The sequence below is a fragment of the Nonomuraea sp. NPDC048881 genome, from assembly GCF_040649795.1.
Classification (GTDB): Bacteria; Actinomycetota; Actinomycetes; order Streptosporangiales; family Streptosporangiaceae; genus Nonomuraea.
Map to the genome: position 1 here is coordinate 30,866 of NZ_JBEZGC010000011.1, position 21,674 is coordinate 52,539.

The window sequence follows — 21,674 nt, forward strand, 5'->3', positions numbered from 1 at the left end:
CCGCCGCGGGCCGTCCGGTGCGTGAACGCGCCCTACCTGTAACCGCTCCGGGACGTCTGGTGCGTGCGTGCCCCATGTCCGTGACTGCTGCAAGATCGTGAGAAAGTCTTCGCGTGGATTCGACTCGTGAGCTGCTGATCGCCCTCGCCCGCCGGTACGCCTTCGCCGATCTGGGGGCGCTCGCCCCCACGGCCGAGATCTCCGACGTGTGCGAGTTCGGGCAGCGGCTGCTCTCGCTCGACGCCGAGGACTTCGCCGCCGAGGCCAGGTCCGTACCGGCCGACCTGCGCCGGCTCGCCCGCGCCTGCCACATGCCGCAGACGCCGCGGGAGCAGCCGCGCGGAGCCCTGGAGTCGCTCAAGCCCGCCTACGGCCTGCTGCTCGAGGTGATCGCCGTCCGCTGGCACCGGCGGGAGCTGAGCCCCATGATCGCGGCCGTGCACATCGCCAGCGAATACCTGCCGCTGCTGGCGTTCGAGCCGCAGCTCGGCCACGCCGGCGACCCGGCCCGCTGGCCCGCCGGGCTGAGCGCGCCCGGAAGCAGGTTCGGCGTGATCGGCGACCGTGAGTGCGACCACACCAAGTCCGAGCAGTCGGCCACGAACCGCACGCTGCGGGTGTCGGTCGAACCCGGCGAGGGCTGGCGAGCCTACTTCGACCGGCAGCACAGCCAGTTGGCGGGCGCGCTCGCGGTCTGCGTCGCGACCTGCCGCAACCCCTGCACGGCCATGGACTGGATCGACCCCGAGCCCCGCGCCGACCTGCAGGTACGCGCCCGTACCGCGCTGACCTTCGCCGAGACGCCGCTCGTCCGGCTGCGGCACGCGGCGCCCGTCGGGCACGGGTTCGGGGTGCCGTCGCCCGAGGAGGTGCTCGACGCCTGGGAGCGCAGCCGGACGGCGCTGGACAAGAACGTGGTGGGCGCCGCGGCCGCCAAGGACGACGATTTCCCGCTGCCGGGGCTGCCCGCCCTGTTCTCGGCCGTGGCCGGAGCGCCGATCGAACCGTCCAGCCTGCTCGCCGGCGTCAGCGACCACGTCGTCACCCTGCTGCAACGCGCCTGACCACACCCCCGAACACACCTGAGCCGACGGGCACGTCCCCCTCGGGGTGCGGGGGGACGGCACGCCTGCCCGTCGCCAGGCACAGCGCACACAGGCTGAGGCAACGGCACATCCAGTCCCGAAAGGACCGCCCCCCTGAGCTGCCGCAGGACACAGCACACCTGAGCCGACGGCGGTGGTGTGCCCGGCACGGAAGGGGGCACGTGAGAGCGTGGCCGACCCGGTGGTGCCATTAGTGGTGGGGGGTGGCTTGGTCGGCGAGGGCGGTGATGCCGTACAGGAGGCCGCCGATCAGGTCGCCCGCGCTGAAGGCGGTGGCCATCGACAGGGCGGTGAGCCGGCAGGCGCCGTCGCTCAGCCGCCGCCTCGCGTTCGCGCCGGTGACGATCTCCAGGGCGTGTCCCGCCGGATCGACGAACACGATCACGGCGTCGGCCGACTCAGCGCCCAGGGCGGTGTGCAGGCGCTCGGCGAAGTGCCGTCGCGCGCCGACCGGCTCGCCCAGGAACACGCCGAAGCGCAGCCCGCTGCGCCGCTCGGCCCTCTGGACGGCCCTCCTGAGATCGTCGACTTGAGCCGTCGTCAGTGCCCGCCTGGGCGCACGGGTCCGCGTCCGCATCGGTGTCTGCGCCGAAGCCTGTGTCGATGACCGTGTCAGGGGTCGCTCCAAAGGCTGCTCTGAGGGGTGGTTCGGGGGGTGCATCGTTGTGTCACCAGCCTGCCGAGGCGCCGCCGAGGTGTTCGTCCGGCTCGACGGCCATGGCCGCGGCCGCCCAGTCGGGTTCGGGCGTCCGTGCCCAGGGGGCGGCGCCGTCGGCCAGCACCCGGGTCGACGTGCTCACGCCGTGCTCGCTCCCGGACGGCCCGCCCAGCCACACCGGGCCCGGCTCCGCCACCCGGGACGAGCCCCGCCCCGGCACCATGACCAGCAGGCTGATCAGTACGAACAGCCCCAAGGACACCCCGATGAGAAAGAGCAGACTTTCCGCCGCGCTGTTCACACGACGAACGTAATCCTCCGGCGGGTGCCCGGCCAGACCCGTACGGGCCCCTCCTACCAGACGGACGGCCGCCGCTCCCCCCAGAACCCGCCCACAGCCGCCTCGACCTGGGCCGACAGCGAGATCAGGGTGCCCTCGCCGCCGATCCGCCCGGCCAGCATGACGCCGATCGGCAGGCCCTCGGCGCTCCAGTGCAGCGGCAGGTTGACCGCGGGCTGGCCGCTGACGTTGTAGATCGCCGGGAAGGCGGCGAAGCGCTTCATGCGTTCGAAGGTCTCCTCGACGTCGTCCACGTCCTCGAACCAGCCGACCGGCCTGGGCGGCTGGGTGAGGGTCGGGGTGAGCACCGCGTCGTAGGCGTTCGTGATCGTGAGCGCGCCCCGGGTGGCGAGCTGGAGGGCGGCCTGGGCCTGGAGGAACGCGGGGGCGGTGGTGGCCAGGCCGCGCTCGCGCAGCCACCGGGTGAGCGGCCTGAGCAGGTGCCCCTGGTCGTCGGCGACCGGGTGCATGCAGGCGAAGGTGTACCAGAGGGTGACGAACTGCGGCACGAGGTCCGCGCCGAACGGCCTGGGGATCTCCACGACCTCGTGCCCGAGGCCGGCGAGGATCGCGGCGGCGCCCTCGTACGCGGCCAGCACCTCGGGATCGACCTCGGCCCCCGGCACGACGGGGTCGGCGTAGCGGGCGATGCGCAGCCGTCCGGGGTCGCGGCCGGCGCAGGCGAGGTACGTGCCCTCGTGCCGGGGCGCGAGGTAGAGGTCGCCGGGCTCGTTGTGCGCCATGACGTCGAGCAGGGCCGCGGCGTCGGCGACGGTACGGGCGATCGGGCCGTTCGTGGACATGCCGGCCAGGTCGGGGATGATCGGGGCGAAGCTGATCCGGCCGCGGGTGGGCTTGATGCCGTACAGGCCGCATGCGGACGCCGGGATGCGGATCGAGCCCGCGCCGTCGCTGCCCTGGGCGGCCGGCGCCAGCCCGGCGGCCACGGCGGCGGCCGCTCCCCCGCTGGACCCGCCGGCCGACGTGCCGAGGTCCCAGGGCGAGCGGGCGGGCGGCGAGACGTCGGTCTCGGTGTAGCAGGGCAGCCCGAACTCGGGGGTGGCGGTCTTGCCCAGCATGACCGTGCCGGCCTCGCGCAGCCGCGTCACGACGGTGTCGTCCACCGGCGCGACGAACCCCCGGTAGACCGCCGATCCGAAGGTGATCGGCACGTCCTTGACCAGATTGAGGTCCTTGACCGGGATCGGCACCCCGGCCAGCGGCCCGTCAGGCAGCTCTTTCTCCAGGCGGCGCGCCTGGTCGAGCGCCTGTTCGGCGGTCACGGTGACGTACGCGCCGACCGAGGGATCGATCCGCTCGATCCGGTCGAGATAGTGCTGGGCGAGCTCGACCGGTGAGACGTCACGGTCGCGGACGGCCCGGGCCTGCTCGAGCGCGGAAAGCTCGTGTATTTCTCGCACGATCGGCACACTAGGCATCTCTAGAGAAGAACGTAAGACATACCCCGAAAACATGAGTGGAACACGATGAGCTGGGCCATAAAACTATGGACAGGTCAACACTAGGAATCATTCCGATCTCCGAGCTACGGTGAGTTACGTGGACTCCGACAACCAGCGAGAAGACGGTCACAACGCGTCACCCATCTGGGTGAGCGACCGGCCAGAGGGCGAGCGCACCGCCGCCGCGACACCATCGGCGCCCACCACCACCTACGCGCCCGTGGAACGCGCGTCCGTGCGTGACCTGCTCCAGGAGCCGCGGTTCCGCCGCATGCGCAACCGCGCGCTCGTGGCGATCGGCGTGGCGATCGTGGTGGGTTTCCTGCTGCGCGACTGGCGTCTGGGCGTTACCGCCGGGGTGGTCGCGGCCATTTTCGAAGCGGTCTACCGCGCGCGGTCCCACTCCACGGTGCCCGCGTGGCGGCGCGCGTCCGTGGCCGAGCGGCGTACCGAGGGGCAGCTCCGCAGCCTGGAGCGCAGCGGCTACCGCACCCTGCACGCCAGGGCGATCCCCGGCAGCGAGGCCCAGATCGACCACCTCGTGGTGGGGCCGACCGGCGTCTACGCCGTGGACTCCGAGAAGTGGGACAAACGGCTTCCCGTCCGCGTCCAGTCGGGCAAGAAGCTCTTCCACGGCCCGTTCGACATGAAGCCGAGGCTGACCGAGGCCAAATGGGAGGCGTCCCAGGCCAGCGAGCTGATCAGCAAGGCGTTCGGCCGCGAGGTCGTCGTCGTGCCGTCCCTGGCCATCTACGGGCCGCCCGTGCCGTGGAAGATCATGACCATCCGCGGCGTGGACGTCTACCAGGGCGACCGGGCGCGCAAGTGGATCACCAAGCGCGAGCGGGCGCTGACCCCGGCCGAGATCGACCGGCTCTACGACATCGCCGCCCAGGTCCTGCCCGCCCGGTACGGCGAGGGCTAGGACAGGCCGGCCGACCCCGCGGAGTCACGCTCCGCGGGGTTTTTTCACGCCCGCCGACAGCCGGGCGCCGAAGTCGTCCAACTCGGCGGCCAGCACGCCGCTGGGCGGCAGCGCGTCCGGCAGGCGGGACAGCAGGGCCGTGCCCACCCCGGCGATGCGGACGATGTGGTCGATCAGCGCCTCCCGGTCCTCGGGCCAGGGGAAGGACGGCTGGGCGATGAGCAGCGAGACGCAGCCGTGCACGGCCGACCAGAGGCCGAGCGCCAGCTCCTCGGGATCGCCTTCGAGCACGCGGGCCGCCACGCAGGCGGCGACGGCGTCCACCATGTGGCGGAAGCACGCGGCGGCGGCCGGCGGCACGCCCTGCACGGCCGAGGGCCGCATCATCAGCACCCGGTACTGCACGGGATGGTCGAGGGCGAAGCGGGCGTAGGCCCGTCCGCAGCGGCCGAGCGCGAGGAACGGGTCGCCCGTCAGGTTCTCGCTGAACATCCGGCCGAACTCGTCCCACACGCGCAGGCAGACGGCCTCCAGCAGCGCCTCTCTGTCGGCGAAGTGCAGGTAGACCGAGGGCGTGGACACCCCGGCGCGCTGGGCGACGGCGCGCAGGGTGAGGGCGTCCTCGCTGCCGGACTCGGTCAGCAGGTGCTCGGCCGCGCGCAGGATCTCCTCCCGCAGCAGGCCGCCTTCTCCGCGCCGGGCGCGCACACGTCTCGCAGCGGTCATGGATCTCAGATTGACGCCGTCAGGTTGACGGTGTCAATCTGACCTTCTGCTGAACGGATATCTGAAGGGATATCGCGAAAAATGGGGACTTTCGGGGAGGCGACCGCGCTGGTCGCCCGCGGCGCGGACGAGTTCGGCGCCACGCTGGACGCCCAGTGGAGCGTGGGCGCCAAGCTGCACGGCGGCTACCTGCTGGCGGTGCTGGCCCGCGCCGCCTGCCAGAGCGGCGCCGGCGAGCGGCACCCGCACGTGACCGCCGTGAGCGGCGCCTTCGTCGAGCCGCCCGCGCCCGGCCCGGCGGACGTGCGCGTGGAGCCGCTGCGGATCGGCCGGAGCCTGGCCCAGGTACGGGTCTCGCTGGCCCAGGAGGGCAGGGTGCGCGTCGAGTCGCACGTCACGCTCGGCGTCCTGGACGACGGCGACCCCTGGTGGACCTCGCTCCCCCCGGTCGAGCTGCCGGCCGAGGAGGACTGCTTCCTCGCGCCCACCGACCCGCCCGGCGCGGACTTCGCCGTGCCGCTGATGGCCGTGGTCGAGGAGCGCGTCGATCCGGCGCATCTGGCGTTCGCGTTCGGGGCGCCGACCAGGAAGGGCGAGATCGCGAGCTGGCAGCGCCTGGCCGACGGCTCCGACTGGGACCCGCTGAGCCTGCTGGTGGCGCTCGACCCCGTGCCGCCGGTCTCGTTCGACCTCGGGCTGTCCGGCTGGGTGCCGACGATTCAGCTCTCGGCCTACATCCGCCGGCTGCCCGCCCCCGGCCCGATCAGGGTCCGTCTGTCGGCCACGGACGTCGGCGGCGACCGCATGGACGAGGTGGCCCACGTGTGGGACTCCAAGGGCCGGCTGGTGGCCCAGGCGACCCAGCTCGCGGCCGTACGGTTGCCGGACTGAGCCGTCCGGGTAGTGGACACGTGTCTCAGGTGCCGGGCGGGTGGCCGTAACATGTGAAGACTCGCCTCATGATGGGAGAAGCACAATGCCGGCCCTCAGGTCACGTACGGTCACCCACGGCAGGAACATGGTCGGCGCCCGGGCCCTGCTCCGGGCGACCGGCGTAGCCGGGAGCGACTTCGGCAAACCCATCATCGCGGTGGCCAACAGCTTCACCCAGTTCGTCCCGGGCCACGTGCACCTGCGCGAGGTCGGCGACGTCGTCTCGGCCGCGATCCGCGAGGCCGGGGCGATCCCGCGCGAGTTCAACACGATCGCCGTCGACGACGGCATCGCGATGGGCCACGGCGGCATGCTCTACTCGCTGCCGTCCCGCGAGCTGATCGCCGACGCCGTCGAGTACATGGTCAACGCCCACTGCGCCGACGCGCTGATCTGCGTCTCCAACTGCGACAAGATCACGCCGGGCATGCTGCTGGCCGCGTTCCGGCTGAACATCCCCACGATCTTCGTCTCCGGCGGCCCCATGGAGGCCGGCAAGACGCCGGGCCGCAAGCTCGACCTCATCGACCCGATGATCGCCGCCGCCGACGCCTCGGTGTCCGACGACGAGCTGCTGGAGATGGAGGAGAACGCCTGCCCGACCTGCGGTTCGTGCTCGGGCATGTTCACCGCCAACTCCATGAACTGCCTGACCGAGGCCATGGGCCTGGCCCTGCCCGGCAACGGCACGATCCTGGCCACCCACAAGCGGCGCAAGCAGCTCTTCGAGGACGCCGGCCGCCAGCTCGTCGAGATCACCCGCCGCTACTACGAGGACGGCGACGAGTCGGTGCTGCCGCGCTCGGTCGCCAGCCGCGCGGCGTTCGAGAACGCCATGGCGCTCGACGTGGCGATGGGCGGCTCCACCAACACGATCCTGCACATCCTGGCCGCGGCCCGCGAGGCCGAGGTCGACTTCGGCCTCAAGGAGATCAACGAGATCTCGCTGCGGGTGCCGTGCCTGTGCAAGGTCGCCCCGGCCACCAGCAAGTACCACGTCGAGGACGTCCACCGCGCCGGCGGCATCCCGGCCATCCTGGGCGAGCTCGACCGGGCGGGGCTGCTGCACAGCGACGTGCCCACGGTCAACGGGGGCACGCTGGCCGACACGCTGGCCGCCTGGGACGTCAAGTCGCCGACCGTGCTGCCCGAGGCCGTCGAGCTGTGGCACGCGGCGCCGGGCAACGTGCGCACGGTGAAGGCGTACTCGCAGGACAACCGCTGGGACTCCCTCGACCTCGACCGCGCGCAGGGGTGCATCCGCGACCTCGACCACGCCTACAGCGCCGACGGCGGCCTGGCCGTGCTCTACGGCAACATCTCGCGCGACGGCGCGGTGGTGAAGACCGCGGGGGTCGACGAGTCGATCTGGAAGTTCAGCGGGCCCGCGGTGGTGTTCGAGTCGCAGGAGCAGGCCGTCGAGGGCATCCTCGGCGGGCGGGTCAAGGAGGGCGACGTGGTGGTCATCCGCTACGAGGGCCCCAAGGGCGGCCCCGGCATGCAGGAGATGCTCTACCCGACCTCCTTCCTCAAGGGCAAGGGCCTGGGCAAGGCGTGCGCGCTGGTCACCGACGGCCGCTTCTCCGGCGGCACGTCCGGGCTGTCGATCGGGCACGCCTCGCCGGAGGCGGCCGAGGGCGGCACGATCGCGCTGGTCGAGGACGGCGACGTCATCGACATCGACATCCCCGGCCGGTCGATGGAGCTGCGGGTGCCCGAGGCCGAGCTGGCCGCGCGGCGCGAGCGGCTGCTGGCCGACCTGGGCGGCTACCGGCCGCGCGACCGCAACCGTCCGGTGAGCGTGGCGCTGCAGGCGTACGCGGCGATGACCACGTCCGCCTCGACCGGCGCCTCGCGTGATCTGTCGCAGCTGTCCCGATAGTTAGGGTGCGGTGGACCCCCGGTCCACCGCACAGATTTTCGAAAATTGTCGGTGGTCGTCCCTATTCTTGGGGTATGACGACAGTCGTGAAGGACGAGACTCGCCCGCTGACGACCGCCGAGATCGCCGCCATCGCCCTCTCCCTCGCTCACCTCGGAGCGGGCCCGCAGGCCGTCGCCGCACGGCGCGGCCTGCAACACGCGCTCGAGCACCTGGAGCTCGACGACGACGTCATCGCGACCACGCTCGCGACCCTGACCGAGCCGCTGCCCGTGGAGACCGCCTCCCGGGCCAGGCTCATCGCCGACGCCATCACCAGCCGCCTCATGATCCGCCTCCACTACCGCGACGCCTCGGGGGCCGTCACCTCCCGCGACGTCGAGCCGGTGACCTGCCTGGTCCACCGCGAATACTGGTACCTGGTCGGCGTGTGCCGGATGCGGCGGGCCATCAGGGCGTTCCGGTTCGACCGCATCATCGCGGTCGAGCCCACCCTGACCCCGTCGCGGCCGCACCTGGCCGACCGGTTCCTGCCCTTCCAGCGCCGCCGCCGGCGGACCACCGCAGCCTGACCTGCCGCAAGCAGATCATCGCGGCGTAACCTGCCGCAAGCTTGACCCTCGGGCCCCCGGGCGTTGGTGCGGGGCGTGACAGGCTCGCGCACATGCGCGTCCGGGGGATCTCGCTCATCGCCGCCCTGCTGCCCGTCGTCGTGCCCGTCGCCGTGTCCGCCTGCGCGGCGGGCCCGCGTCCGGCCCCGCTCCCGATCGTGGCGCACCGCCAGGCGGTGGCCGTGGAACGCCTGCTGCCGCCGGCCACGCGGCGGGCGCTCGACCGGGCGCTGGAACGTCAGCTGCGGGGCCGTCCGGGGCGGGTGGCGCTGTCGGTGTACGACCGCGCGACGGGCGTGCGGTACTCCTACGCCGAGGGCAGGCCGTTCGTGCTGGCCAGCGTGGCCAAGGTGGACATCCTGCTCGCCCTGCTACTGCTCAGGCAGAGCGAGCACCGGCGGCTCGGCGCGTACGAACGCAGGCTCGCCTCCCGGATGATCCGCCAGAGCCACAACGAGAGCGCGCACGAGCTGTACATGACGGTCGGCGGCCAGGAGGGGCTCAGCCGGGTCCTGGGCGCACTGGAGGTGCGCGACACCAGGCCGGGCGCGGGCCTGTCGTGGGGCATGACCCTCAGCCACCCGTCGGACCAGGTGCGGGTGCTGGAGCAGCTCACCGACCCCGCCGGGCCGGTGCCGGCCGCGAGCCGCCGATGGGCGCTGGGGCTCATGTCGTCGGTGGACCGGTCGCAGGCGTGGGGCGTCAGCGCCGCCGGCGGCGAGGTGGCGCTCAAGAACGGCTGGCTGCCGGTGGACGCGCACGACGGGCGGTGGACGGTCAACAGCGTGGGCCGGATCGTGCTGAATGGGCACGAACTGCTCATCGCCGTGCTGTCGGAGCGCAGCCCGGACATGGCGACGGGCGTGGCGACCGTGGAACGGGCGGCCCGGCTCGCCGTGGAGGCGTTCACCCAGGCCCGCCGGTCAGGAGGAGCAGCAACCTCCGCCGCAGCAGCCGCCGCCACCGCCGGCCGGACGGGGAGCGGCGGCGCCACCGGTCATGGAGACGGTGGACAGCAGCTTGACCGTGTCCCCGTGGCCCTCCGGGCAGGTCGCCGGCTCGTCTGAGGCCGACATGGGACGGGAGACCTCGAACGTGGAGCCGCAGGCGCGGCAGCGGAAGTCGTAACGCGGCATGCGGTAAGCCTAACCCGCTGTGGCCGGTGAGCGGGAGCCGGCGTAGGTCAGGTGCGCATGGTCGGAGACGGGCTCGTAGCCGATCGACCGGTAGATCGCGTTGCTGGTCGGGTTGTCCAGGTCGGTGAAGAGCACGACCTGCTCGCACCGTTCGGCCAGCGCCACTTCGCTGGCGTACGCGGCAACCGCGGCCCCGTAACCCTTCCTGCGGCACGACGGCGGCGTGTAGACCGGTCCGACGCGGCACACGCCGCCGGCCGCCCGGCCGAGCCCGGCCACCGAGACCGGCACGCCCTCGGCCTCCCACACGAACAGCTCGCGCCCGGCCACCCGCTGTGCGACGCGCTCGGCGACGTCGTGCGCCTCGCCGAGCCCGACCTCGGCGCCGAACGCCTGGTACCAGCTCACCATCAGCGGGAAGTCGCCGGGCCCGGCGAGCCGGCCGCGGCCGGGCACGGACGGGACGGCGAGCGCGCCGAGACGGTAGAGCCGTTCGGACACCGTCCGGTCGGGCTCGCCGAGCAGCCGGACCACCTCGGCCGTCACCTCGACCGGCCCCACGACCATGGGCACGTCGCCGCCGAGCGCCTCGACCAGCGGGGCGACGGCCTCGGCGGGCATGCGCGTGAGGCTCAGGGGGGCGGGCGGCGTGCGGAAGGCGGCGGCGCGCACCTGGCCCCCGGCGGTCCACCAGGCGAAGAAGGCGGCGTCGGCGGGATGGCCGGCGCGCAGGTTGGCCAGGACGGTCAGCGGAACCGTGTTGCCGACCGGGTCGCCGAGCAGGAACGGCTCGGCGACCGCGGCGAATTCCTCCGGATCGGAGGTGAAGGTCCACATGCCCGTCATGGTGGCAGGCGGTGGCCTCCGGCTTCAAAGGGATTGCTAGGCCGCCGCCTCCAGGTAGGGTGCCCATTGTGGATCGCCGACGAGCGAGGCGCCGATGAGCCGCCAGTGGGCGCCCCTCGGCACCGCCGGGAGGACGCGCAGCGTCCATCCCAGCTCCTCCAGGTATTTGTCGGCCTTGCGGTGGTTGCAGGTCGTGCACGAGGCGACGCAGTTCTCCCACGTGTGGGTGCCGCCGCGCGATCTCGGGATCACGTGGTCGATGGTCTCGGCCCGCTGCCCGCAGTAGGCGCAGCGGTAGTCGTCGCGCCGCATGAGGGCGGCCCTGGTCAGCGGGATTCGGGACCGGTAGGGGATGCGGACGTATCTGCGGAGCCTGATCACCGAAGGCACGTCGAGGGTGCAACTCGCCGAGCGGAGCTGGGCGCCCCGCCCGTCGCGGTGCACGACGTCGGCCTTCTCCCGCAGCACCAGGACGATGGCCCGGTGGAGTGAGAGCGTGGTGAGCGGCTCGTAGGTGGCGTTGAGCAGCAGGACCTGGCGCGTCATCGGGCCTCTCCCTGCCGCGCGCGTATCAAAGGGGACATGCCGTGGCATGTCCCGCCTGTCGGCCCCTCCTGGGGCACTGGTGCTTCCGTCACATGGACCTCCGCCGGACGGTCCAGCGGATGGTCACCACGGCACCGTCCTGTCACCAAGTCTGGCGTTAGCCGTAGCGTCCCCGCCACCCCATAATCTTCAAGCCGGAATGACCAGAGGGACACACGTTACGTTTTATGCCCGCTTCACCAGCGCTTTACGCCCCCACCTTGGCAGTAGGGTTCCTGGCATGACGCGAGAGCCTTATCCGACGGCACGCCGCGAAGACGTCGTCGACATCCTGCACGAAACGCCCGTCCCCGACCCGTACCGGTGGCTGGAGGACCCTGACAGCCCGGACACCAAGGAGTGGCTGCTCGCGCAGGCCGAGCTGTTCAACGCCAGCCGTGGCGAGCAGCGGTTCAAGGACCGCATCGCCGAGCTGCTGCGGTCCGGCTCGGTGGGGACTCCGGCCTGGCGCGGGGAGCGCCGGTTCTTCTCCCGCCGCACGCCCGACCAGGAGCACGCGGTCTACTACGTGGTCGAGGCCGACGGCACCGAGCGGGCGCTGATCGACCCGATGGAGATCGACCCGTCCGGTCTCACCACGCTCGACGCCGTGCAGCCCGACAAGGAAGGGCGGCTGCTGGCGTACCAGATCTCGGTGGGCGGCGACGAGGAGTCGGTCCTCTACGTCATGGACGTCGCGACCGGGATGCGCGTCGAGGGCCCGATCGACCGCTGCCGCTACTCCCCCATCGCCTGGCTGCCCGGCGGCGAGGCGTTCTACTACGTGCGCAGGCTGCCGCGCACCGAGGTGCCGGAGAACGAGGCGCAGTTCCACCGCCGCGTCTACCTCCACCGTGTCGGCACCTCGACCGAGGACGACGTGATGATCTTCGGCCAGGGGCTGAAGATGACCAACTACTACGGCGTCTCCGTCTCGCGCGACGGCCACTGGCTCCAGGTCTCGGCGCACGAGGGCACCGCGCCGCGCAACGACCTGTGGGTGGCCGACCTGACCGCCTCGCCCGCCGACGCCCCCGACCTGAAGGTCGTGCAGGAGGGCGTCGACGCGCAGACCGCCCTGGTGTTCGGCCGCGACGGCCGGCTCTACGTCCACACCGACAGGGACGCCTCCCGCGGCCGGGTGTGCGTGACCGACCCGGCCGACCCCGGCTACGAGACCTGGCGCGACCTGATCCCCGAGGACCCCGAGGCGGTGCTGTCCGACTTCGCCATCCTCGACGACCTGGAGCGCCCGGTCATGCTGGTGGGCTGGACCCGCCACGCGATCAGCGAGATCACCGTCCACGACCTGGCGACCGGCGAGCGCGTCGGCTCGGTGCCGACGCCGGGGCTGGGCACGATCGGCGGCATCTCCGAGCGTCCCGAGGGCGGCTTCGAGGCGTGGTTCGGCTACACCGACAACACCACGCCGCCGACAATCCAGCGCTACGACGCCCGCACGGGCGAGACCACGCTGTGGGCCGCCTCGCCGGGCGCGGTCGAGGTGCCGCCGGTGCGCACGTCGCAGGTGGTGTACCGGTCCAAGGACGGCACCGACGTCCGGATGCTGATCATCTCCCCCGCCGACGAGCGGCCCGGCCCCCGGCCCACGATCCTGTACGGCTACGGCGGCTTCGGCCTGTCCATGACCCCCGGCTACTCGGCCTCGATCCTGGCCTGGGTCGAGGCGGGCGGCGTCTACGCCATCGCCAACCTGCGCGGCGGCGGCGAGGAGGGCGAGGACTGGCACCGCGCGGGCATGCTGGCCAACAAGCAGAACGTGTTCGACGACTTCCACGCCGCGGCCGAGCACCTCATCGAGACCGGCGTCACCACCCGCGAGCAGCTCGGCATCTCCGGCGGCTCCAACGGCGGCCTGCTGGTGGGCGCCGCGCTGACGCAGCGTCCCGACCTGTACGCGGCCGTGGTCTGCTCGGCTCCGCTGCTCGACATGATCAGGTACGAGAAGTTCGGCCTCGGCGCGACCTGGAACGTCGAGTACGGCAGCGCCGACGACCCCGAGCAGTTCGGCTGGTTGTGGGGGTATTCGCCCTACCACCGGGTCGAGGAGTCGGTGGCCTACCCGGCGACGTTGTTCACCGTCTTCCAGTCCGACACGCGGGTGCACCCGCTGCACGCCTGGAAGATGTGCGCGGCGTTGCAGCACGCCTCCACGGCCGGGCGCCCGGTGCTGCTGCGCAACGAGGCCGAGGTGGGCCACGGCGCCCGCTCGGTGAGCCGGACGGTCGACCTGTCGGCCGACACGCTGACCTTCCTCGCCCAGCACACCGGTCTGTAGTGTCGCAGGCATGAGCAGCCTGGGGCCGGCCGTCGTCGAGGCCGTCCCCAGCGCTGCGCTGCGGCCGTACGTCACCCGGCTCTGCGCCTACAGCGAGCACTATCCCGCGCCCGTCACGCGCGCCGAGGCCGCCCTTCCCGGGGCGGTGCTCATCCTGGGCGTCGGCGCGCCGATGGAGGCTTACGGGGAGCGGGTCAGGGCGTTCGCGGGCGGGCTCGCCGACCGGTTCGCGGTCACCCGCGTCAAGGGGCCGTGCGAGGGCGTGGAGGTGGTGCTCACGCCGTTCGGGGCGCGGCGGCTGTACGGGCTGCCGATGCGCCACCTGACGAGCCGGGTGGTCCCGGTGGAGACCGTGCTCGGGCCGTGGGGCGGGGAGCTGCTCGACCGGCTGGCCGCGACGCCGTCGTGGCGGGAGCGGCTGGCCCTGACCGACCGGCTGCTGACCACGCGCATCCTGGCCGGGCCGCAGGTGGGCCCCGAGCTGCCGTGGGCGTGGGCGCGGCTGCTGGAGTCGGGCGGACGGCTCGGCGTGTCGTCGCTGGCCGCGTCGCTGGGCTGGAGCCACCGGCATCTGGTGGCCCGCTTCCACGACCAGGTCGGGCTGGCCCCCAAGACGGCGGCCCGGGTGATCAGGTTCGGCCGGGCGGCGCGGCTGCTGCGCTCCGGCAGGCCGATCGCCGCGGTCGCGGCCGAGTGCGGCTTCTACGACCAGGCCCATCTCAACCGGGAATTCCGGGTGCTCGGCGGCACCACGCCCGGTCAGATTCGTCCAAGACCCGCGGGCGGGCCGCCGGACATGCTGGAGCCATGAAACGCACTGTCTACGCACTGGCCCGCTATGAGCACCCGCAGGCGGCGCTCGACTTCCTGACCGCGGCGTTCGGGTTCCGGGTGCACGAGTCGTCGAAGGACGAGTCCGGGGTCGTCGAGCACGCCGAGCTGTTCGTCGAGGACGACCTGATCATGATCGGCCGGGGGAAGCCGGGCGGGCCCGGCGTCTACATCGCGGTCGACGACGTCGACGCCCACCACGATCGCGCCAGGGACGCGGGGGCCGTGATCACCATGGAGCTCACCGACCAGCCGTACGGCTCGCGCGAGTACGCCTGCGAGGACCCCGAAGGCAACTCCTGGTTCTTCGGGACGTACCGCCCGTAAAGCCTCGAAGAGCGGTCAGCGGGGGAAGACGACGGTCTTGTGGCCGTCGAGCAGGACGCGCTGCTCGGCGTGCCACTGGACGGCGCGGGCCAGCGCCACGCACTCCACGTCGCGCCCGATGCGCACGAGGTCGTCCGGCGAGTGGCTGTGGTTGACCCGGGCGACCTCCTGCTCGATGATCGGCCCCTCGTCGAGGTCGGAGGTCACGTAGTGGGCCGTGGCGCCGATGAGCTTGACGCCCCGGTTGTGGGCCTGGTGATAGGGCTTGGCGCCCTTGAACGACGGCAGGAACGAGTGGTGGATGTTGATCGCCCGCCCGGCCAGCTTCTCGCACAGGTCCTCCGACAGCACCTGCATGTAGCGGGCCAGCACCACCAGGTCGACCTGGTAGTGCTCGACCAGCGCCAGCACCTCGGCCTCCTGCCTCGGCTTGGTCTCGGGCGTGATCGGCAGGTGGTGGTAGTCGATGCCGTACGACTGGGTGAGCGGGCGCAGGTCGGGGTGGTTGGAGGCGACCGCGACGACCTCGATGCCGAGCGTCTTCGACCTGACCCGGTAGAGCAGGTCGTTGAGGCAGTGGTCGAACCGGCTGACCATGATCAGCACGCGCGGCTTCCTGGCCACGTCGCGCAGCCTGAACTCCATGGCGAAGTCGGGGGCCAGGGCCGCGAAGGCGGCGCCCAGCTCGTCCTCGCCGAGCGGGCCGGAGAACTGCACGCGCATGAAGAACCGCTGGGTGACCCGGTCGCCGAACTGCTGGCTCTCGATGATGTTGCACCCGTGCGCGGCCAGCAGGCCGGAGACGGCGGCCACCACGCCGGGGCGGTCGGGGCAGGACAGGGTCAGGATGTACTCGGCGTGGCTGCTCATGCCTTCACTCTCGCGGACGTGGGATCGTAGGGCGCCTTGAGGCTGATCTGGGCAGAGTACAGGTCGCCGGCCACGTCGACCTCCACCTTCTCCAGCGTGACGCCGCCTTCCTGCGAGACCTCGGTGACGAAGCCCAGCGCCACGGACCTGCCGAGCGTGGGGCTGTGGGCCGCCGAGGTGACGTAGCCCACCGGGACGCCGTCGGACAGCAGGGACTCGCCGCCCCACAGGTGTGCGGCGGGGTCGTCCAGCACGATCGAGACTACCCTGCGCGCCGGCGTCTCCAGAGCGTGCCGCGCTCCCCGGTAGCCTCCGCTCTTCTTGCAGGTGAAACGCAGTCCGGCGGCGGCGGGGGTGATCTCGGGGCCCAGCTCGCGGCCCCAGGCGCGGTAGCCCTTCTCGATGCGCATGGCCTCGATGGCGTAGTGACCGGCCTGGGTCAGCCCGCCGGCGCCCATGAGCGTCTCGTGCACGGTGACGGCGAACTCGGCGGGCACGTACAACTCCCATCCCAGCTCGCCCACGTACGTGACGCGGGTGGCGCGCACGGTGGCGTGGCCGAGGTCGACCAGCCGGGACGTGCCGAAGTCGAAGGCGGAGAAGTCGGACTTCGACACCGACTGCAGGATCGTCCTGGACGAGGGGCCCATCACGCCGAAGACCGCGTACGCGCCGGTCACGTCCACCAGGACCGCCCGCCGGTCGCCGAGGCCCTTGGAGATGTGGTCGAAATCCCTGGTGGTCTGGGCCGAGCCGGTCACGATCAGGTACTCGTCGCGGGCCACGCGCGTCACCGTCAGGTCCGACTCGTAGCCGCCCCGGTCGTTGAGCAGGCCGGTGTAGACGACCCGGCCGGGCTCGACGTCCACGTCGGCGGTGCACAGCCACTGCAACGCCTCCATGGCCTCGGGGCCCTTGAGGACGAACTTGGAGAAGGCCGTCTGGTCGAACAGCGCCGCCGCGGTCCGGCAGGCCGCCACCTCGGCGTCCACGTACGGCTGCCATCCCGGCCGCCCGAACGTGGACGGCGTGGCGGGCCCGAAGTAGTTGACCCGTTCCCAGCCCATCTTCGACCCGAAGCGCGCCCCGGCCTGCGCCAGCAGGTGGTGAACCGGCGAGCGGCGCAGCGGCCGGGCGGTCTCCAGCTCCCGGTCCGGCCACGACATCGCGTAGTGCAGCCCCAGCGTCTCGGTGACCCGGTCGCGCAGCCAGGTGTCGTTGCCGGCCCAGCGGGCGAAGCGCCGGATGTCGGCGGGCCACAGGTCGCCGGTCGGCTCGCCGTTCACGATCCACTCGGCCAGCGCGCGGCCGGCGCCGCCCGCCGAGGCGATGCCGGCCGAGTTGAACCCCGCGCCGACGAACAGGCCGCGCACCTCGGGGGTCTCGCCGAGCAGGAACATGTTGTCGGGCGTGAAGCTCTCCGGCCCGTTGTAGAACATCCTGATCCCGGCGCTCTCCAGCGCCGGGACGCGCTGGATCGCGTTCTCCATGATGATCGCGAACTGGTCCCAGTCCGCCTCCAGCAGCTGGAACTCGAAGGGGTGGGGGATGCCGTCCATGCCCCAGGGCTTGGCGTCCGGCTCGAAGCCGCCCACGACCAGGCCGCCGACCTCCTCCTTGAGGTAGGCGTAGCCGTCGGGGTCGCGCAGCACGGGCAGGTCGGGGCGCACGCCGGGGATGCGCTCGGTGACCACGTAGTAGTGCTCGGCCGAGTGCAGCGGGACGGTCGCGCCGGCCATCCTGCCGACCTCCTTGGCCCACTGCCCGGCGCAGTTGACCAGCACCTCGGTCTCGATGTGGCCCTCGGAGGTGTGCACGCCGCGCACGGCGCCGTCGCGCACGGTGACGCCGGTGACCCGGACCCGCTCGATCACCTGGACGCCGTGCCGCTGGGCTCCCCTGGCCAGCGCCTGCGTGAGGTCCGCGGGGTTGGCCTTGCCGTCGCCGGGCAGCCAGACCCCGCCCACCAGGTCGTCGGTGCGCATGACCGGCCACAGCTCGCCCGCCTCGCGCGCGCTGACGACCTCGGCCTGGATGCCGTAGTTCCGGGCGGCGGCCGTGGTGCGTCGCAACTGGGTCATGCGCTCGGGGGTGCGGGCCACGCTGACGCTGCCGCACTGCTTCCAGCCGGTGCCGAAGCCGGTCTCGGCCTCCAGGCGGGCGTACAGGTCGGTGCTGTACTTGATCAGCCTGGTCATGCTCTCGGTGCTGCGGAGCTGGCCGACGAGCCCGGCGGCGTGCCATGTGGTGCCGCAGGAGAGCTGCCCCTGTTCGAGCAGCACGACGTCGGTCCAGCCCAGCTGGGCCAGGTGGTAGGCCACGCTGCAGCCCGCGATGCCGCCGCCGATGATCACGACCTGTGCCCGGGAGGGCAGGGATGTCAAGAGATGCTCCTCAAGCGATTGATCCCCGGCCAGCTGCGGACGTTGCGCAGCATGGCGATGAAGGCCTGCTCGGCGGGCCCCAGCAGCCGGTCGCGGCGGTGGGCCAGCACGATGGGGCGGGGCTTGGGCGCGGGCAGCACCTCCAGGGCCGCCAGCCGCCCGTCGGCGAGCTCCTGCTCGACGCAGTGCTCGGACACCAGCGAGACGCCGAGCCCCGCGGCGACCGCCTGCTTGATCGTCTCCGGGCCCCAGATCTCGCTGCGGCCGGCCTCTTCGAGCCCCCACGTCTCCAGCGCCTGCTCCTGCAGCTCGCGGGTGGAGGAGCCGGGCTCGCGGATGAGGAAGAACTCGCCCGTCAGGTCGGCGGGCTCGGCGCGGCCCTTGCTGGACAGCCGGTGGCCCGGCTGGGTGATGACGACGAGCCGGTCCTCCAGGATCGGCTCGCTGACGAGCTGCGCCGCGCCGGGCTCGCCGGCCAGCACCGCGACGCCGATCTCGCCGTCCACCAGGCCGCGCTCGACCCGCTGGCCGTTGCCGACCTGGATGCCGAGCTCGATGCCCGGATGACGGTCGCGGAAGGCGGCCAGCAACGGCGGCAGGAGGTACGTGCCGACGGTGGTGGTGCCTCCCGCGACCAGCTTGCCGGTCTGCAGCCCGGAGACCTGCCGGATGGCGGCCACGGCCTCGTCGGCCAGCAGGAACACCCGCCTGGCGTACTCCAGCATCACCTCGCCCTCGGGGGTGAGCCTGATGCGGGCGCCGCTGCGGTCGATCAGTGTGGCGCGCAGCGCCTGCTCAAGCTGCCTGACCTGGTGTGACACGGACGGCTGGCTGAGGTAGAGCTTCTGCGCGGCGGCCGAGAAGCCGCCGCACTCCACGACCGTCATGAAGATCCAGAGCCGGTGCAGGTTGAGCTGCATGTCGTCGTCAACCCCTAGCTGCCTCGATCGACTCTCGGAGCGCGTCCTCGAGCTGTTCCAGCCGGTGCCAGGGGATCTCGCCCATCGTGCAGATCCTGAAGAAGTCCGCGGAAAGTTGCCCCTGACCGGCGTAGATAACGTAACCGCGCTTTTTGAGCTCATCATGAAGCGCCGCATAAGTTACGTTTTCGGGGAGATGAAGCATTGTTACGGTGTTTGATCTGAATTGTTCATCAACGAGGATTTGCAGGCCGAGCCGCGCGAACTGGCCGCGGACGAGGGCCGCCCGCTCGCGGTACAGCCGGGTCCGTGCCGCGAAGCCGCCCGCCTCCTCGTACTCCTTGATCGCCTCGTCGAGGGAGTAGCAGACCTGCACGGCAGGGGTGAACGGCACGTCGCCCTTGCGCTGACCGGCCAGGTAGCTGGCGGCGTTGAGGTAGAGGCTGCGCGCGGGCGCCTCCTGGATCCGCTCGATCGCGGCCTCGCTGCACAGGATGAACGACATGCCGGGCAGCCCGTGCAGGCCCTTGTTGGCGGTGCCGCAGACGACGTCCGCCCTGACCTGCGCCAGGTCCTGGTCCTCGATCGCGGTGCCGCTGATCGCGTCGATCACGAACAGCGCGCCGTGCTCGGCCACGACCTCGCCGATCTCCTTGATCGGGTTGATCAGGCCGGTCGTGGTCTCGTGGTGCACGCAGACCACGGCGTCCACGTCGTCGCGCCCGGCGAGTGCCGCCCGGACGGCCTCGGGGTCGGCCGGGACCGTCCAGTCGCTCCTGACCTCGTGGAACGGGATGCCGTGCGCCTTCGCGATCTTGATCATGCGGTCGCCGTAGACGCCGTTGTTCACGACGAGCACGCCGCGTCCCGCGCGGACGGAGCTGATGACCGCCATCTCCATGGCCGCGGTTCCCGACCCGGTGACCAGCAGCGCCTCGTGCGTGCCGCCGAGGTTCAGGCACCGGGGCAGGGCCTCGCGGATCCTGAACAGCAACTCCGTGAACTCGGGCTCGCGGTGGCAGAGGTCGCCGCGAAGCAGGGCGTCCTTGACCCGCTTCGACGTACATGCGGGCCCGGGATTCAACAGAATGAGTTCTTCGTCCATCAATCCACTCGATCTTGGGTAGTTATCGGGCATTACGGACGCTATCCGGGGTGGCGCCGCACGGGACAGCCGCCTTTCACCTATGAGGGCCATAAGGGAATCGGGCTTGTCCGTGCCGAGCAGCGCCGACTGGGATGGGACACGTGCCGTTGGAGACCGTCGTACTGATCGGGGTCGCGGGGCTGTTCGCCGTCGTGTCCGGGATCAACGACGGCGGGGCGCTGCTGGCGACCGGGCTCAAGCTGCCGGTGATCAGGCCGGCCGTCGGCATCCTCGCGCTCGTGCTGCTCGTCACGGTGGTCCCGCTGGTCACCCACCAGGTGGCGCTGACGTTCGTGAACCGGCTGGCGGGCTTCCACGCCCCCGGCGGCCAGGCCGCGATGACCGTGGCCGTGCTCTGCGCGCTGGCGGTGGTGTTCACGCTCAGCGCGAAGGGCCGGCCGACCAGCCTCACGCTGGCCGTGGTGGGCGGGCTCACCGGGGCCGGGCTGGGGTGGGGGCTGCCGGTGTCGGGCGGCTCGGTGGCGCTCGTGCTGGTCTTCGGGCTGGCCGCGCCGTTCGTGGGGGCGCTGCTGTCGTGGCTGCTCATCCGGCTGCTCGTCCGGGTGACCGACGCGCCCGGCCTGGCCCGCTGGCACTGGGCCGGGTTCCTGCTCCAGACGCTCGCCTACGCGGCCAACGACGGGCAGAAGATGCTGGCCGTCTTCATGATCGCGCTCGGCTTCCAGGGCGCGCCCCTGGCCTGCACCTCGCTGGTGGCGGTGCTGTTCGGGCTCGGCGCGCTCTACGGGCTGCCCAGGGCGGGCCGTACGCTGAGCCGCGAGATCATCGTCTCCCGGCCCGCGCACGGCGTCGCGGCCGAACTGGCCGCGGGCACCGCCGTGCTCGCCTGCGCCGCGGTGGGTATGCCCGTGAGCATGACCCAGGCCGTGGCCGGCGGGCTGGTCGGCGCCGGGGTGGCGCAGGGCGGCGGCCGGGTCCGCTGGTACGCCGCCGTCAAGATCGTCGTGGCCTGGCTGCTGACGCTCCCGCTGAGCGGCCTGCTGGCCGCGACGGCGGCGTTCGTCCTGAAGGGGCTGAGGGGGACGTGGTGAAGCGATGGCGCCGGATCCGTGACCTCATGACCGGCCGCATGGACGGCGCGCTCACCGGCGCCCTGCTCGGCCAGCTCAAGGCCACCAAGCAGGGCGCGTGGCTGGCGATGGCCATGATCGGCGGCGAGGTGGGCAGGACCGGCGCGCACGAGCGGATGCGCGCGATCGAGCACCTCGGCGACGAGGAGCGCGCCCGCCTGGTCGAGGAGCTCAAGACCGCGCTGGTCACGCCCATCGACCCCGAGGACTTGTTCCGCCTGTCGCGCTCGATCGACGACGTGCTGGACTCGCTGCGGGACTTCGTGCGCGAGTCGCACCTGTACCGGGTGCCCGACCAGATCCGCTTCACGCCGCTGCTCGACCAGGTCATCGTGGGCATCGACGCCCTGGAGAGCGCCGTGCGCGGCCTGGCCGCCCGGCCCTCGGCGGTGGTGCAGGACGCCCTGGAGGCCAAGAAGGCCGGCGGCGCGATCCGGCGCATGTACCAGTACGAGATCTCCCGGATCTTCTCCGGCGAGGTCACCTCGGACGCACTCAAGCAGCGCGAGCTGGTGCGCCGCCTGGAGATCGTGGGCATGGCCATCGGCGAGGCGGCGGACGCCATCGCCGACGGCGCCATGAAACGCTGACCGT

General features: G+C 72.0%; 21 protein-coding genes. 10 read left to right on the plus strand and 11 right to left on the minus strand.

Going from position 1 to position 21,674, the window contains the following annotated elements; translation table 11 throughout:
* Positions 1-113: 113 nt before the first annotated feature.
* On the plus strand, positions 114-1,064 hold the full coding sequence (locus tag AB0C33_RS33555; RefSeq protein ID WP_358294666.1) for a hypothetical protein: 951 nt from the start codon (positions 114-116) through the stop codon (positions 1,062-1,064).
* A gap of 232 nt (positions 1,065-1,296) precedes the next feature.
* On the opposite strand, the gene AB0C33_RS33560 is transcribed toward AB0C33_RS33555, so the two are convergent.
* From AB0C33_RS33560 to AB0C33_RS33570, 3 genes are read right to left on the minus strand one after another with little or no spacing between them, the layout of a single operon-like run.
* Positions 1,297-1,767 (minus strand): DUF5130 family protein, encoded by a 471-nt coding sequence (locus AB0C33_RS33560; RefSeq protein WP_358294668.1) that lies wholly within the window; start codon positions 1,765-1,767, stop codon positions 1,297-1,299.
* A 7-nt stretch (positions 1,768-1,774) separates the two neighbouring features.
* A complete protein-coding gene (locus AB0C33_RS33565) occupies positions 1,775-2,065 on the minus strand; it encodes a hypothetical protein (RefSeq protein WP_358294670.1) in 291 nt (96 codons plus the stop codon).
* A gap of 53 nt (positions 2,066-2,118) precedes the next feature.
* Complete coding sequence (locus AB0C33_RS33570; RefSeq protein WP_358294672.1) at positions 2,119-3,525, minus strand: amidase; 1,407 nt, start codon at positions 3,523-3,525, stop codon at positions 2,119-2,121.
* A 139-nt stretch (positions 3,526-3,664) separates the two neighbouring features.
* Between AB0C33_RS33570 and AB0C33_RS33575 the strand changes: the two genes are divergently transcribed.
* Positions 3,665-4,492: a nuclease-related domain-containing protein gene (locus AB0C33_RS33575; protein WP_358294674.1), complete on the plus strand. Its 828-nt coding sequence runs from the start codon at positions 3,665-3,667 to the stop codon at positions 4,490-4,492.
* Positions 4,493-4,516: 24 nt separating this feature from the next.
* Here AB0C33_RS33575 and AB0C33_RS33580 read toward each other — a convergent pair whose 3' ends face one another.
* Positions 4,517-5,218 (minus strand): TetR/AcrR family transcriptional regulator, encoded by a 702-nt coding sequence (locus AB0C33_RS33580; RefSeq protein ID WP_358294676.1) that lies wholly within the window; start codon positions 5,216-5,218, stop codon positions 4,517-4,519.
* Positions 5,219-5,299: 81 nt separating this feature from the next.
* On the opposite strand from AB0C33_RS33580, the gene AB0C33_RS33585 reads away from it, so the two are divergent.
* The 3 genes from AB0C33_RS33585 (at position 5,300) to AB0C33_RS33595 (ending at position 8,605) form a co-directional block, all read left to right on the plus strand.
* On the plus strand, positions 5,300-6,109 hold the full coding sequence (locus AB0C33_RS33585) for a thioesterase family protein (protein WP_358294677.1): 810 nt from the start codon (positions 5,300-5,302) through the stop codon (positions 6,107-6,109).
* Between the two features lie 85 nt (positions 6,110-6,194).
* The gene (gene ilvD / locus AB0C33_RS33590) at positions 6,195-8,033 is read left to right on the plus strand and encodes a dihydroxy-acid dehydratase (RefSeq protein ID WP_358294679.1); all 1,839 of its coding nucleotides are present in this window, start codon (positions 6,195-6,197) and stop codon (positions 8,031-8,033) included.
* A gap of 74 nt (positions 8,034-8,107) precedes the next feature.
* Positions 8,108-8,605 carry a WYL domain-containing protein gene (locus AB0C33_RS33595; protein WP_357980526.1) on the plus strand — a complete coding sequence of 166 codons (498 nt, stop codon included), beginning with the start codon at positions 8,108-8,110 and terminating at the stop codon, positions 8,603-8,605.
* 962 nt (positions 8,606-9,567) lie between these two features.
* Here AB0C33_RS33595 and AB0C33_RS33600 read toward each other — a convergent pair.
* Genes AB0C33_RS33600 through AB0C33_RS33610 form a run of 3 tightly spaced genes read right to left on the minus strand, consistent with a single transcriptional unit; the run spans position 9,568 to position 11,172 of the window.
* A complete protein-coding gene (locus AB0C33_RS33600) occupies positions 9,568-9,780 on the minus strand; it encodes a zinc ribbon domain-containing protein (RefSeq protein WP_358294681.1) in 213 nt (70 codons plus the stop codon).
* 9 nt (positions 9,781-9,789) lie between these two features.
* Positions 9,790-10,617, minus strand: a complete 828-nt coding sequence (locus AB0C33_RS33605; RefSeq protein WP_358294683.1) for a GNAT family N-acetyltransferase — start codon at positions 10,615-10,617, stop codon at positions 9,790-9,792.
* A 45-nt stretch (positions 10,618-10,662) separates the two neighbouring features.
* The gene (locus AB0C33_RS33610; protein WP_352322827.1) at positions 10,663-11,172 is read right to left on the minus strand and encodes an HNH endonuclease; all 510 of its coding nucleotides are present in this window, start codon (positions 11,170-11,172) and stop codon (positions 10,663-10,665) included.
* 280 nt (positions 11,173-11,452) lie between these two features.
* Between AB0C33_RS33610 and AB0C33_RS33615 the strand changes: the two genes are divergently transcribed.
* From AB0C33_RS33615 to AB0C33_RS33625, 3 genes are read left to right on the plus strand one after another with little or no spacing between them, the layout of a single operon-like run.
* A complete protein-coding gene (locus AB0C33_RS33615; protein ID WP_358294685.1) occupies positions 11,453-13,510 on the plus strand; it encodes a prolyl oligopeptidase family serine peptidase in 2,058 nt (685 codons plus the stop codon).
* A 10-nt stretch (positions 13,511-13,520) separates the two neighbouring features.
* The gene (locus AB0C33_RS33620) at positions 13,521-14,321 is read left to right on the plus strand and encodes an AraC family transcriptional regulator (protein ID WP_358294687.1); all 801 of its coding nucleotides are present in this window, start codon (positions 13,521-13,523) and stop codon (positions 14,319-14,321) included.
* A complete protein-coding gene (locus tag AB0C33_RS33625) occupies positions 14,318-14,668 on the plus strand; it encodes a VOC family protein (protein WP_358294689.1) in 351 nt (116 codons plus the stop codon). Before AB0C33_RS33620 ends, AB0C33_RS33625 begins: the two co-directional genes overlap by 4 nt.
* A gap of 15 nt (positions 14,669-14,683) precedes the next feature.
* Here AB0C33_RS33625 and purU read toward each other — a convergent pair whose 3' ends face one another.
* From purU to AB0C33_RS33645, 4 genes are read right to left on the minus strand one after another with little or no spacing between them, the layout of a single operon-like run.
* On the minus strand, positions 14,684-15,538 hold the full coding sequence (gene purU, locus AB0C33_RS33630) for a formyltetrahydrofolate deformylase (RefSeq protein ID WP_358294691.1): 855 nt from the start codon (positions 15,536-15,538) through the stop codon (positions 14,684-14,686).
* Positions 15,535-17,922: an FAD-dependent oxidoreductase gene (locus tag AB0C33_RS33635; RefSeq protein ID WP_358294693.1), complete on the minus strand. Its 2,388-nt coding sequence runs from the start codon at positions 17,920-17,922 to the stop codon at positions 15,535-15,537. Before AB0C33_RS33635 ends, purU begins: the two co-directional genes overlap by 4 nt.
* Complete coding sequence (locus AB0C33_RS33640) at positions 17,919-18,842, minus strand: LysR family transcriptional regulator (protein ID WP_352360491.1); 924 nt, start codon at positions 18,840-18,842, stop codon at positions 17,919-17,921. Before AB0C33_RS33640 ends, AB0C33_RS33635 begins: the two co-directional genes overlap by 4 nt.
* A 7-nt stretch (positions 18,843-18,849) precedes the next feature.
* Complete coding sequence (locus AB0C33_RS33645; RefSeq protein ID WP_358294695.1) at positions 18,850-19,947, minus strand: aminotransferase class V-fold PLP-dependent enzyme; 1,098 nt, start codon at positions 19,945-19,947, stop codon at positions 18,850-18,852.
* Between the two features lie 143 nt (positions 19,948-20,090).
* Between AB0C33_RS33645 and AB0C33_RS33650 the strand changes: the two genes are divergently transcribed.
* The gene (locus tag AB0C33_RS33650; RefSeq protein WP_358294698.1) at positions 20,091-21,041 is read left to right on the plus strand and encodes an inorganic phosphate transporter; all 951 of its coding nucleotides are present in this window, start codon (positions 20,091-20,093) and stop codon (positions 21,039-21,041) included.
* Positions 21,038-21,670 carry a DUF47 family protein gene (locus AB0C33_RS33655; RefSeq protein WP_352360497.1) on the plus strand — a complete coding sequence of 211 codons (633 nt, stop codon included), beginning with the start codon at positions 21,038-21,040 and terminating at the stop codon, positions 21,668-21,670. The genes AB0C33_RS33650 and AB0C33_RS33655 overlap by 4 nt, the downstream gene beginning before the upstream one ends.
* The last annotated feature ends 4 nt before the right edge of the window (positions 21,671-21,674 follow it).